Here is a 12,236-nt window from a genome sequence, read left to right on the forward strand (position 1 = left end):
ATCTTCCTTTCTTTTTTATTTACTAATTATTATACCTTTTATGTTTTTTAAAGGCAAATAAGTTGCCTGTTTTTTGTCTTTCATTCATCAGAGCCGTAAACAATCATTAATAAATATTCTTTGTACCGTATTATTCCTGCTGAAAAAACATTGTATGCATAAAATTCACTTAAAATAGCTTCATATTTCTTTATCGCTACATAAAAATTTACAGGCTCACCAAACCAATGTGTTATTTGATTGAAAAAACATCTTACATTCCAGTATTGTTCCTTTTTATCTGCTTTATTTTCTAAGTTTTCAATTATTTCCTCAACAGTAAATTCTGTTTGCAATTTAATAAATTTAGAAATTCTATCATAACCAGCTTTTGTTTCATTTTGTTTTATCAATTTTTCATATTTTCTATTTTTTTTGAAAACAATATTCAATTTTTCCAATTTTTTTCTAATATTATCATCTTTTTTCTCAGATGAACTACTTTCATAATATTGCAATAATTTTTTCTTTATTATTTCATTCAAATCATTATTTTTATCATTATCAATAAAAAATGTATCAATATATATTGCCGTATATTCAGGACAAACCTTCATTCCATTATTCCAACATATTGAAACACCTTCAATAAACCCTTCAATGTAATCCCTATTCTTCATTGTGATAATTCCTTTTCAAAATTATGATTTTTTATAAACATTTGTCAAATCATCAAAAACAACTTTCTCATAAATCTCAGCGTCAGTTATAAACATATATCCATCAAAAAGTACTTCATCGTAAGCCCTCACACTAAATTGACTAATAGAATATGGCATTATTTCATCAATTGTTAAATTTTGGAAGAAAAAGTTTTCTGTAATAATTCCATTTCTAGCATTATCGTATTTAGTTAAGCTATTTCCCAATTTTTGAATAACCTTCTCCAATGGAACAGACAATTTATTCTCTTTTAAACGGCTGTTTGCCATACCTAAATATTTTTTTACAATGCTATTCTTTATTTTGACATCCCGTTCTTCTACATTATCAAGAATAAGAGACATCTGTTTTTCCAGTTCCTTGTTATAAATTTCAGCTTCTTCCATTGATACGTACACTTTTTTCCCAAGCCAGTCAACTTCAAAATCCTCAATATCGCCATTATCATTTATATTAAACGCTATCTTCATTTTCCCTCATTTCTATTTTTACCTAAAATGAATCCCAGAAAATATCATCTCCATTTTCCTCAATATATTTATAAATTTTATCTTCATTTTCAATCAAATCCTCAACTATTTCAGCCACTTTCCGAATTTTTTCCCAGTTTTCCTTAGTATTTCCAAAGTAGCGTCCGACATATCCCCCAGCTTCAGGATCAGAATCATAATCTTCATAAAGTTCTGGATAATTATTCTCCAAATAACTTTCAATTAAAGCCGCCCATCCATGGCCATTTAAATAGGCTTCTTCATTAATTTCAGATACTTTTTCAAAAATTTCATCAAATTTTTTATCATTATTCATTAGGCAAAAGGCTACTTGATCGTTAATATCATTCTTTATTTCCTGTATTTCTTCTTCTGAAAGTTCCATTCCACTTTTTTTCAAACTTTCAATATATTCCTCAAACCCTTTTTCATCTTGCTCATCAATTGCTACATATTTCATAAATTTCTCCTTCTTTTCTTCATTTTATTTTTAACCAATCTCCAACACCTCTATGTATGATAAATAATCAGATAACTTTATTCATTCCTGTAAATCATTATTTTTATAATTTTAATTATCATATTTTTTATAATTTTTAGGCATAACATTATTTTGAAAATAATAAAAATTAAATTTTACACTATTAAAATTTGTATTTTCATAATTAATTATTACTTTTTTATCTGTTTCAAAAAAATGACCCATAACGTAAATTTCTTTTTTCCTTTCAGAGATTGATATACTGTAATTATTGTATCTTTTCATAATATAATCTTTTCTAAAAAATTTTATCATAGTCATCACTAGTAATAATATTATTATTACAAATAATTCAATCATTAATTCTAAATCCCCCCAAGCAATTCCAACCGAAAAAATTGATACTATGCTAAATATTGAACAACACAACATATGAAATCTTTCAAAAATTGAATATTTCACATATAATTTTTCTCCATTCACTTTTTCACGAATTTCTTTTTTTGGATAACCTATTTTCTCCAACAAATATTCCAAAATCTCATCTTTATTTTTTATGTCACAAAAAATATAACTTTTTTTATGATTACTTTCTATTGAAACATCAATTATTAAATCACAGAAATACTTATAAATATTTATTGAGCTGTCAAAGTTTAAAAGAATATCATACGAACCTAATATATTTTTTCTCACTGTCAAAGTTTTTATATCATTATATGCAATAGTTTTCTCAAAAAATAGACCTTTTATTTTCACTTCATAATCAGAAAAATCAAATTTCATCTTGCTTTTAATAATCATCACCAAAAGAAATTTGTATACAAAATAACTTATTCCAATAGCCAAAAAAATTATTCCAACCTTTTCTTTTTTATTAAATAAAATATCAATTCCTCCTAATAAATGACTTAAATATATTACTAGAAAAAATATATCCCACATATTAATTTCAAATTTTGAATATTTTATTTTCATCCAATTTATCTCCATATTTTATTATTTCTTCCGATACTTTCTCCCTTTTTTCTCTCCAATCGCCTCCAAAATTCTACCTTTCACAAGCTTATTTAAAAATCTTCTAGCCGTAGAATCTGAGATGTTTAAAATTTTTTGAGCCTCATTATTCTCAATATAATTATTTTTCTCAAAATATTCTTCCAATATTTTCAGCCTTTGTAACTCTTTATCAGTCATTTTATCAGTCAAAATATCAGTCATTTTTGAGTCATTTTTTTGCAATTCTTCTAGAGTTTCTTTTATGATTTCAAGAATAAATGTAATAAATGGCGTAGATTCTCCAATATTATTCGATAAATTTATAGCTTCATAATACTTCTGCTGTTTTTTCTGAATCAAAGTTTCAATTGGAAGCCAAGCAAAAAACTCTTTCCATTTTGATAGGATTAATGTATGCCAAAGTCGTCCTAACCTTCCATTTCCATCTTGAAAAGGATGTATAAATTCAAATTCATAATGAAATACACATGCCTTTATTAGTGGATGAACTTTACTTTTTTTCAACCACGAAAAAAGCTGGTCGATTAATTCAGGAATATATTGAGGTGGTGTCCCTGCATGAATCAGCTGACTTCCCTGATAAACTCCTGCTCCTTTTGTACGAAATCTGCCATTTTCATTTATTAAATCAGCAGTCAAGATTTTATGTGCCTTGAGTAAATCTTTAATCGAATATGGATTTAATAAAGTTAATTTTTCATAGATTTCATAAGCATTTTTAACTTCTTTTATATCCTTTGGCGGAGCTAAAATTCTTTTCCCATTAATCACATCTGTCACTTGCTCAAATGTTAGTGTATTTTGCTCTATCGCAAGTGATGAATAAATTGTTTTTATTCTATTTTCTCTTCTTAAAACTGGATTTGACGATAGTTTTTCTGAAACTATAATCATTCCTGTTAATTCGTTAATTTGAGCAACAAGTTCGATTATCTCATTTGTAATTTCAAATGGTGGATTATAATCACATTCTTTTCCCATATTTTAAATTATCCTTTATTTTTTATATTTTTTCTCACTCTATCTCCAACACCGTCATATACGGCAAATGATCCGACAGCTTTGTCCATTCCTGTGAATCATCATTTATAAAAAAACTTTGCTTAGTTCTATAATTTTCACCTTTTTTGGCCATTATATAATCAATTCTCTGTGTTTCAAGATTTCTGTTTTCAAGATTTGATTTATTTTCCAAGTCCTTGCCTTCAAAATAAGTGTCATTCCAGTTTTTACAAATTTCCCAATAATGCTCTGTTGTTGGCAAAAGGTTAAAATCACCGCATAAAAATTTTATATCTCCCTTAAAATAATCTATAACTGTCATCAAATCATCAATTTGGGTACTTTTTACTGCAGGCTCATAATCTAGATGAGTATTTATAACCAAAATATGTTTTTTATATTTTGAACTGTTAATTTGTGCTGCCAAAACCTGTCTTTTTTCATTTCCAGCAGATGGCAGCTCGTGAACATATATATTTTTCACATCATATTTTGAAACAAACGCAATTCCAAACTCCCCTTTGTCAAAATCCATTGCCTTTTGAAAATAATAATAATTATACCCAAGTTCAAGTGCAAAATCCTGCGTTACGTCACGAAAATTACTTCTTTTAGTATTTTTATCAACTTCCTGCAATGCAACAAAATCAGGCTTGTATTTTTTTATGCTTTTTGCCAATTTCTTCCCATCCGCAAGCCTTGCTCCGTAAATATTGTAAGTCATTATTCTAAATTCCATTTTTTATTTCCTATCCTTTTTATTTTATCTGTATAAGCAATTAGTTTCCAGTTGATTAAAACCATTTCAACTCGTCTTTAGTCAAATATTCATAACTTCTATTTTTATCTTTTCCATCTCCATTTGGAAGCACTTCAAATGTATTATAATCTACACCTTCTAAAATTTTTCCCTCAAAATAAATATTTTTATCATCTTTTATAAACCATTTATTCAGAACTTCTACTTTATCTCTATTAATTCCTTTTACTTCATAAATAAAATAGTATGAATCAAAACAGTTTGACATTGTATTGTTTATATAATATACATTATATTTATCTTTTCCATATAATGCATCGTATCTTATTCCATATGGCAAAAATTCAAATGTTTCAGGATTTTTAATTTTTCCCAATAATGGAGAAGGATCTATTACTTTATTTCCGCTATAAACATGATTTTTATCCTTTGCATAATCTTCATTTAAAACTTTAAAACTCATAATATCAGCATTTTCTATTTTTTTATCCCGATAATAAATTTTATTCTCATTTTTCTAATAATTTTGACCTAATTTCTCAAAATTTTTAATTTTTATATCTTTTATTTTTTCACCCATGTAATAAACATTCTTATCATCTTTTAAAAGAGAAAATCCTATCAACTCAGCAGTTTTCGGATTTACTCCTTCCAAAATTTTATTTTTGTAATAAACCTTTCCTTTATCTATCGAATAATAATCTCCTAAATTTTGAGCAATATCTCCAAATCCGACATTTGAGAAAATTAATACTAATACTATAGTAAAACTAGTTTAAAACAGAACTCAAAAATTATGACTATTTTACTCAAACCCTAAATTATATAATTTCTATCAGTTCAATTTTAAATGGGTTTGAGTATATTTTCAAAAAAATTTTTTTCACAAGTTATCCTCTCTTTGTAATCAAAAGTATAAATTTTTTCAATTTTATTACATAAATCTCTAATCAACATGTTTTTTCAACTGGCTCTTATGAATAAATCCCCTATATTCTTTGACTGTTAGGTCATTCTTATAGTCAGAAGGATAGTCAACATAATAAACATAATACCAGTCACCATATTTTGTAATATATCTTACAATTGTTTCACTATCTAATTTTGAAATAACTTTTGAATCTTTAGTCGGCTTTTCACGTATATTCGCATATCCGTCCTTTGAACTTATTTCATATTTTTTCAAGTCACTCACTTCATCTAAATGCGGTTCATCAAAATCATCTGATTCATACGATTTTTTCATTTCAAGTTTTGTAATTTTTGATTTTGTACCATCAATTTTCTTTAATTCAATAACTTGTGCATAAACTGTTGTAAAATCGCATTCTGTGTATGGAGTTACTTTTTTTATTTTAACCTTTGCTGAATACTGTAATTCTCCTTTTTGAATTTTTTCCATTTTTTTAACTTCTTCTGGAAAAGTTTTTTTTAATATTTCAACTTTAGTCTTTTCCATATCAGCAAATTCCTTTTCGGCATTTCTGCTTTCATCCCAATTATGATAATCAAAATCCTTAGGCTTCAAAACTATCGCTTTCCCATTCACAATATCCTTATTATCAGGATAAAACAGCATTTCCCCATATTCTATTGCAGAACATGGTACATCTGGATCACTTTTATCCCAATTAATTTTAAATGTTCCCTTCAAATCCAAGATTATTCCATCATCAGTCAAAACGATCTCATCAGATTTCTTATTTTGCCCAAAAGAAAGCATAGAAACTAGCAGAAGAAAGCAACAAAAGAAAACATTTCTAAATTTAAAATTTTTAAGTTTCATAAATACTCACTTCTCCTTTACATTTTACTGACAGCTATTTGCAAAAGTTTATATACCTAATTAATATACTATTTTCAATTTTAAACTTCTTCTCTTTGTGATAAAAGTTCTTAATTTCTTGCTGCATAAACATCTGTTATCCAATTTTTTACTTTAACAAGGGGTACTAACCCCTTGCTTTATAATCCTTCTTTTATTAAATTCTAAAAATATATTGTTTCTGAAGAAGTCTATTATTATGTTCCTCTTTATTGACTAAAATTTAATAGCCAGCCTTTTCACTTTCAAGTCCTGTTACAATAGCGATTCCTGAACTTGTTCCCAGTCTTGTTGCTCCTAATTCAACATATTTTTTTGCAGTTTCAAGGTCTTTCACTCCACCACTTGCCTTTACTTCTGCTTTATCTCCAACTGTTTTTTTCATAAGCTCTACATCTTCAAATGTTGCCCCTCCTGTTCCAAATCCTGTTGAAGTTTTTACAAAATCTGCCTTTGCATTAACTGATAATTCACATGCTTTCACTTTTTCGTCGTCAGTCAAATAGCAAGTTTCGATTATAACTTTCAGAACATTGCTTCCAATTGCCTTTTTTATTTTTCTAATTTCGTTTTCCACTAAATCATAGTCCTTGTCCTTCAATGCTCCAATATTAATAACCATGTCAATTTCCGAAGCTCCATCTTCAATAGCCTTTTTCGCCTCAAACACCTTCACATCTGTCGCCATCGCTCCCAAAGGAAACCCAACTACCGCCGCAACTTTCACATCGCTGTCCTTAACTTGACTAAAAGCATATTCAACATTTGCCCCATTTACACAAACTGAATAAAATCCATATTCTTTCGCTTCATCGCATAATTTTTTTACATCTTCCTCTGTAGCTGTTGCTTTCAAAATTGTATGATCAATAAATTTGTTTATTTCCATTATTATCATTTCCCTTCTTATTATTTATTTAATTAATATTTTATCTATTCTTATTATATCCACTTTTTATATTTTTAGCAACTATCTTTTAGCAATTGCAGTAAAAGTAAATTTATCAGGATGATAAGTTATTGTTTCGTATTGGAAAAGATTTCCATTGGATAAATAAGCGTAAGTTTCAATAACTACAACTCTGTCAATATTTTCAAGATTTATATGCCGTCTTTCCTCATCTGTTGCACTTCTGAACTTTATTTCCCGTCTTGAATACGATATTTTTAAATTTAGTTCATTTTCCAGATATTCATAAATAGACTTGCTGGCTATTTCATCATTCAGATAAGTGACTATTTTTCTATCAAAATAAGAAGTGGCATACTGAACAGTTTCGCCATCCAAGGAATAAGTACGGACAACCTTGTAAAAATCAGCAGTTTTAGAAACATTAAATTTTTCCATCAGTTCCTCGACACCTTGTACTATATATAGACTAACTAAATTTGCCTTGACATCTATATTTTTTATCTTATTTAGTTCCTGAAATGTCTGTATTGAAGTAAGCGAAATATTTTTTAAATCCCCTTTTTCAAGCACAACTGACCTTTTACCTTTTATTTTTTGAATATATCCTTCCGATTCCAGTAAAGCAAGCGCTTTTCTCACAGTAAGCACTGAACAGGAATAGTCTTTGGCGAAATCTGCTTCCTTTTTTAAATAATCTTTTGGCTTTAATTTTCTATCTTTAATTTGTTTTTTTATATTGTTATATACTTCTTTATATTTACTCATTTTTTACCTTTCCAAAATTATAGTCAATTCTTTTAAAATTTGAAGCAAAAATCTGTAAAACCAAGAAATTGTCTATATCTAACCTTCTACTCTCGTTCTAAACTGAAATGCTATAATCCCTTTAACATCGTATTTCTTTTTTATAATTTGAATGAAATAACTGCAACTTTTAAAGTTAATTTATTATAATTATACTTTAAAATATTAAAAATAACAACTATAATATATCATTTATTTTTTTCAATAGATATATATAGACCTATTGACTTTTTAAAAAGATATGATATAATTTGATTGTATAAAAATTAATTATTTAAAGGAGATGATTAAAATGGCTGTTAAAAACAAAGTCGTTATTGTTACAGGAGCTTCTTCAGGAATTGGAAGAGCTACTGCGAAATTATTAGGAGAAAGCGGAGCAAAAGTTGTACTTGCTGCAAGAAATGAAGACAAATTACAGGAAGCTGTTGCTGAAATAAAGGAAAAAGGAGGAGAAGCCGCTTACAAAGTGACAGATGTATCAAAAAGAGAGGAAGTAAAAGCATTGGTTGATTTTGCAATTTCTGAATATGGAAAAATAGACGTTATTTTCAATAATGCGGGATTAATGCCAAATGCACCATTGTCAGAACTAAAAAATAGCGAATGGGACGAAATGATTGATGTGAACTTAAAAGGTGTCTTAAATGGCATAGAAGCTGTACTTCCACATTTTATCAAGCAAAAATCTGGACACGTTATCAGCACATCTTCTGTTGCCGGACTGAACACATATCTTGGAGCAGGAGTTTACTGTGCTACAAAACACGGTGTAAAAGCACTAATGGAAGTACTGAGAAAAGAAAGCGCCAACGAAAAAATGAATGTCCGTACAACAACTCTATATCTAGGAGCATTCCGAACTGAACTTGCAACACGTATCACAAATAAAGCAATTAAGGAAAGAATTGAATTTCTTTACGACACAATTGGAGCAGATCCAATGATAGTTGCCGAAGCTGTGAAATTTGCTATTGATTTACCAGAAGAAGTTAGCATGAACGAAATCACGCTTTATCCTACTGCACAGTTATAATATTACAAAAACTTTTCTCCAAAGAATTATTTTGATTATCAAAATTATTTATTTCTATTTAAATTAAAATATTTCTTGAAAATACATCATAAAATATGTTATCATTTTAAATGTATGATTTTTTTAAAATTGAAAAATAATTATAATAAATAATTTTTTAGGAGGAAAAGAAAAAATGGTTATAAAACCTAGATTAAAAGGTGGTTTAGCACTTACAAACCATCCCATTGGAGCAAAAGAATTTGTAAAAAGGCAAATTGACTATGTAAAATCACAAGATAAATATGAAGGTCCAAAAAAAGTTCTAATTATCGGTTCTTCATCTGGATACGGACTTGCCACAAGAATCTCCCTTGCCTTCGGTGCCGGAGCTGAAACTATTGGAGTAGCATTTGAAAAAGGGGTAGAAGGGAAAAGAGTAGGTTCTGCTGGTTGGTGGAATACAATTGCCTTTAACGAAGCTGCTGAAAAAGAAGGTTTAGTTTCTAAAAACTTTATTGGTGATGCTTTCTCAATGGAAATGAAAGATGATGTAATAAAGTTCATTAAAGAAGAATTTGGTGGAAAAATCGACTTGTTAATTTATAGCTTAGCAAGTGCAGTTAGAACTGATCCAATTGACGGCGTAACTTACCGTTCAGCATTAAAATCTACAACAAAGGACATTACAGGTCCGACTATCAACTTTGAAAAAGAAGTTATGGAAGAAACAACAATGGGTGTCGCAACTCCAGATGAAATCAAAAGCACTGTAAAAGTTATGGGTGGAGAAGACTGGAAATTATGGATTGAAGCGCTTGATAAAGGTGGCGTTCTTTCTGAAGGCTTTAAAACAGTAGCTTACTCATATTTAGGCCCAAAAGTAACTTATGGAATCTATAAAGAAGGTACAATTGGAGCTGCAAAAAGAGATTTGGAACATACTTCTGATGTTTTAAATGACTTTTTAAAAGAAAAATACAATGGAGAAGCATACGTTTCATTAAGTAAAGCGTTAATGACAAAAGCAAGTGCGGTTATCCCTATTTTCCCATTATATGCAGCATTACTTTACAAAGTAATGAAGGAAAAAGGTATCCACGAAGGAACAATCGAACAAAAACACAGACTTTTGACTCAAATGGTTTATGGAAACAATCCTGTTATTGACGAAGAAAGAAGATTACGTCCAGATAACTGGGAAATGCGTGAAGATGTTCAAGCTGAAGTAGAAGCTCTTTGGGACAAAGTTACTCCAGATAACTTTAAGGAAATAAGCGATTATGCTGGAGCAAGAGAGGAATTCATGCAATTAAATGGATTTGACTTTGATAATGTGGATTATGACGCTGATGTTGATTTAGATGAATTAGCTAAATTAAAACCTTAATTTTAAAAATTTACAAGATAAATAACAAAAAAATTAGACTATCTTTTAGAAAAAATATTCTTTTAGATAGTCTTTTATTATACATCATAAATTTACTTTAAAAGTATGTTGTATTTATACATATTTATTTTGATTTTTTTATTTTAACAAAAATAAACTACTATAATTTCTATTTTTACATTATATACTCAAACCTACTTAAAATTAAACTACTAAATTATATAAATTTAGGGTTTGAGTAAAATAGTCATAACTTTTGAGTTTAGTTTTAAAGCAGTTTTACTATAAAACTTTCTTTTTCATATATCTCCACAAAACTAGCATTAACAACATCATTATTATAAAAATTATTACTAATGCCCAAAATCCCATATCTTGAAGCGGTAACTTCACATTCATTCCATAAAATCCAAAAATCATATTTGGAACTGTAACCAATATTGTTACTGCAGCTAAAAACTTCATTGTTATATTCATATTATTTCCAATATATGATGAATATGTTTCTCTTGTAGTTTTACAGATTTCACAGTATGAAGATGATAAGTCTAGCGTAAAATTTATCTCCTGTAAAATTCTTGTCATATATTCTTCATATTGTTCAAACTGCTCATCTTCTTTCAAATTCTCAACAACATAGTCCAAATTTCTCAATGCAATATTATAAACATAAAATCCTTGTTCTACTTCCGCAAGAGAAATTAACTTTTCATTACTTTGCTGCTCCCTCAAAACAGTTTCTATCTTATCATGCTCTCCAATCAAAATTCTCACATATTTATAAAGACTTTGAGAAATTTTATGAAGCATATTTAGAAAAAAACGATTTTCTTCAAGAACTTCATCTCTTAATTTTGCATACTCTTCAACAAATTGATAAAAATCGTTGTAATAATCGTCATCTAAAATAACAATTTTATCTTCTTTAAAAAAAATTACAATTGGATTAATCTCATATGATGTAAATTCTTTATCTTTTGTAGATTTTTTTACAGCTGGGTAATACAGTTTATAAATTTCCCAGTCTGATTTTGAAATTCTTGGAGTAAAAATTTCCTCGTCAATAACATTCTTTATCTTCTCTTCATCAATTTCCAATCTTTCTGATAAAATTTTATAATCTTCATCTTTCAAATTATACACATAAGAAATTATTTTACCACTTTTCGTATCTATTCTTTTTATCATAATTGCCTTTCTAAGCTTCTATTTCTCTCTATTTATATTATATTTTAATATAAATAAATTTTTATAATAGAGCTATTTGATAGCTAATTCATAATCATTCAACTAAATTATTTTTTATTATTTTTCACATATTTTGTTTAATAAATATTTTTTTATATTACTATATTTTTTATTTCTTAAATCTCCACTACAACTTCACTTTTTAAATCAACTTCCATTTCTGAAAACTTTTTCCAGCCTTCAAAAACCTTTCTATAGTCTTCAAACTTACATTCCCACAGCGGATATTCCTCACAAATTCCAAAAATTGTATGCTGAAATTCAACTTTTTCCTTACTAATTTTATGCTGAAAAGCCTGTCCATCCCAAAGAGTTTCCTGCACTTTTCCAGTTTCAACTTTTTCTAGCTGTGGCAAAAAAATATCAATTATTTCCATATCTGGAAAATCTTCCATTATTCCAGTTATTAAATATTTCGTATATTCTCTTTTCTTTTTTTTTAGACCTTTGTTTTTTATTTTATTTATTTTTTTATTTTCAGATATTTCATTTTCGTTAGACTCTATTTCTGGAAATGCAGTCAATCCAAAATCTTCGTCATCGTAGTAACCAAATTTTATAATCAATGCTCTACTCCTTTCCTAA

At 28.0% G+C, this 12,236-nt stretch carries 13 protein-coding genes and 1 pseudogene; 2 read left to right on the forward strand and 12 right to left on the reverse strand.

Annotated elements, in window-relative coordinates:
* Positions 1 to 80: 80 nt before the first annotated feature.
* The 10 genes and pseudogenes from AB8B23_RS08135 to AB8B23_RS08185 all read right to left on the reverse strand — a co-directional run bounded on the left by AB8B23_RS08135 (position 81) and on the right by AB8B23_RS08185 (position 7,959).
* Positions 81 to 659: a hypothetical protein gene (locus tag AB8B23_RS08135; protein WP_369712331.1), complete on the reverse strand. Its 579-nt coding sequence runs from the start codon at positions 657 to 659 to the stop codon at positions 81 to 83.
* Positions 660 to 680: 21 nt separating this feature from the next.
* Positions 681 to 1,172 (reverse strand): hypothetical protein, encoded by a 492-nt coding sequence (locus tag AB8B23_RS08140; protein ID WP_369712332.1) that lies wholly within the window; start codon positions 1,170 to 1,172, stop codon positions 681 to 683.
* Between the two features lie 22 nt (positions 1,173 to 1,194).
* Complete coding sequence (locus tag AB8B23_RS08145; RefSeq protein WP_369712333.1) at positions 1,195 to 1,653, reverse strand: immunity 51 family protein; 459 nt, start codon at positions 1,651 to 1,653, stop codon at positions 1,195 to 1,197.
* A gap of 111 nt (positions 1,654 to 1,764) precedes the next feature.
* Positions 1,765 to 2,652, reverse strand: coding sequence for a hypothetical protein (locus AB8B23_RS08150; protein WP_369712334.1), 888 nt, complete (start codon positions 2,650 to 2,652; stop codon positions 1,765 to 1,767).
* A gap of 21 nt (positions 2,653 to 2,673) precedes the next feature.
* Entirely contained in the window at positions 2,674 to 3,675 is a 1,002-nt protein-coding gene (locus tag AB8B23_RS08155; protein WP_369712335.1) for a Fic family protein, read from the reverse strand.
* A 34-nt stretch (positions 3,676 to 3,709) separates the two neighbouring features.
* Entirely contained in the window at positions 3,710 to 4,435 is a 726-nt protein-coding gene (locus tag AB8B23_RS08160; protein WP_369712336.1) for an endonuclease/exonuclease/phosphatase family protein, read from the reverse strand.
* Positions 4,436 to 4,490: 55 nt separating this feature from the next.
* Positions 4,491 to 4,961 (reverse strand): annotated as a pseudogene (locus AB8B23_RS08165) (DKNYY domain-containing protein); the annotation flags it as partial.
* 441 nt (positions 4,962 to 5,402) lie between these two features.
* Positions 5,403 to 6,242: an SH3 domain-containing protein gene (locus tag AB8B23_RS08175; RefSeq protein WP_369712338.1), complete on the reverse strand. Its 840-nt coding sequence runs from the start codon at positions 6,240 to 6,242 to the stop codon at positions 5,403 to 5,405.
* Between the two features lie 262 nt (positions 6,243 to 6,504).
* Positions 6,505 to 7,170, reverse strand: a complete 666-nt coding sequence (gene deoC, locus AB8B23_RS08180) for a deoxyribose-phosphate aldolase (protein ID WP_369712339.1) — start codon at positions 7,168 to 7,170, stop codon at positions 6,505 to 6,507.
* Positions 7,171 to 7,251: 81 nt separating this feature from the next.
* Positions 7,252 to 7,959 (reverse strand): GntR family transcriptional regulator, encoded by a 708-nt coding sequence (locus AB8B23_RS08185; RefSeq protein ID WP_369712340.1) that lies wholly within the window; start codon positions 7,957 to 7,959, stop codon positions 7,252 to 7,254.
* A gap of 331 nt (positions 7,960 to 8,290) precedes the next feature.
* On the opposite strand from AB8B23_RS08185, the gene AB8B23_RS08190 reads away from it, so the two are divergent.
* Both AB8B23_RS08190 and fabV read left to right on the forward strand, forming a co-directional pair.
* Positions 8,291 to 9,034 carry an SDR family oxidoreductase gene (locus AB8B23_RS08190; protein ID WP_039900891.1) on the forward strand — a complete coding sequence of 248 codons (744 nt, stop codon included), beginning with the start codon at positions 8,291 to 8,293 and terminating at the stop codon, positions 9,032 to 9,034.
* Between the two features lie 175 nt (positions 9,035 to 9,209).
* Complete coding sequence (fabV, locus tag AB8B23_RS08195; RefSeq protein ID WP_006803623.1) at positions 9,210 to 10,403, forward strand: enoyl-ACP reductase FabV; 1,194 nt, start codon at positions 9,210 to 9,212, stop codon at positions 10,401 to 10,403.
* Between the two features lie 282 nt (positions 10,404 to 10,685).
* Here fabV and AB8B23_RS08200 read toward each other — a convergent pair whose 3' ends face one another.
* Positions 10,686 to 11,591: a magnesium transporter CorA family protein gene (locus tag AB8B23_RS08200; protein WP_299572271.1), complete on the reverse strand. Its 906-nt coding sequence runs from the start codon at positions 11,589 to 11,591 to the stop codon at positions 10,686 to 10,688.
* 176 nt (positions 11,592 to 11,767) lie between these two features.
* A complete protein-coding gene (locus AB8B23_RS08205; RefSeq protein ID WP_369712341.1) occupies positions 11,768 to 12,217 on the reverse strand; it encodes a hypothetical protein in 450 nt (149 codons plus the stop codon).
* Between the last annotated feature and the right edge of the window lie 19 nt (positions 12,218 to 12,236).

It is taken from the genome of Leptotrichia sp. HSP-342, from assembly GCF_041199995.1.
Taxonomy (GTDB): domain Bacteria; phylum Fusobacteriota; class Fusobacteriia; order Fusobacteriales; family Leptotrichiaceae; genus Leptotrichia; species Leptotrichia mesophila.

Bases quoted from the DNA above. Each gene is read 5' to 3' on its own strand.
- AB8B23_RS08145 (WP_369712333.1), bottom strand. From the start codon at position 1,653: ATGAAATATGTAGCAATTGATGAGCAAGATGAAAAAGGGTTTGAGGAA.
- AB8B23_RS08140 (WP_369712332.1), bottom strand. From the start codon at position 1,172: ATGAAGATAGCGTTTAATATAAATGATAATGGCGATATTGAGGATTTT.
- AB8B23_RS08175 (WP_369712338.1), bottom strand. From the start codon at position 6,242: ATGAAACTTAAAAATTTTAAATTTAGAAATGTTTTCTTTTGTTGCTTT.
- AB8B23_RS08190 (WP_039900891.1), top strand. From the start codon at position 8,291: ATGGCTGTTAAAAACAAAGTCGTTATTGTTACAGGAGCTTCTTCAGGA.
- AB8B23_RS08135 (WP_369712331.1), bottom strand. From the start codon at position 659: ATGAAGAATAGGGATTACATTGAAGGGTTTATTGAAGGTGTTTCAATA.
- AB8B23_RS08150 (WP_369712334.1), bottom strand. From the start codon at position 2,652: ATGAAAATAAAATATTCAAAATTTGAAATTAATATGTGGGATATATTT.
- AB8B23_RS08155 (WP_369712335.1), bottom strand. From the start codon at position 3,675: ATGGGAAAAGAATGTGATTATAATCCACCATTTGAAATTACAAATGAG.
- AB8B23_RS08200 (WP_299572271.1), bottom strand. From the start codon at position 11,591: ATGATAAAAAGAATAGATACGAAAAGTGGTAAAATAATTTCTTATGTG.
- deoC (WP_369712339.1), bottom strand. From the start codon at position 7,170: ATGGAAATAAACAAATTTATTGATCATACAATTTTGAAAGCAACAGCT.
- AB8B23_RS08160 (WP_369712336.1), bottom strand. From the start codon at position 4,435: ATGGAATTTAGAATAATGACTTACAATATTTACGGAGCAAGGCTTGCG.
- fabV (WP_006803623.1), top strand. From the start codon at position 9,210: ATGGTTATAAAACCTAGATTAAAAGGTGGTTTAGCACTTACAAACCAT.
- AB8B23_RS08185 (WP_369712340.1), bottom strand. From the start codon at position 7,959: ATGAGTAAATATAAAGAAGTATATAACAATATAAAAAAACAAATTAAA.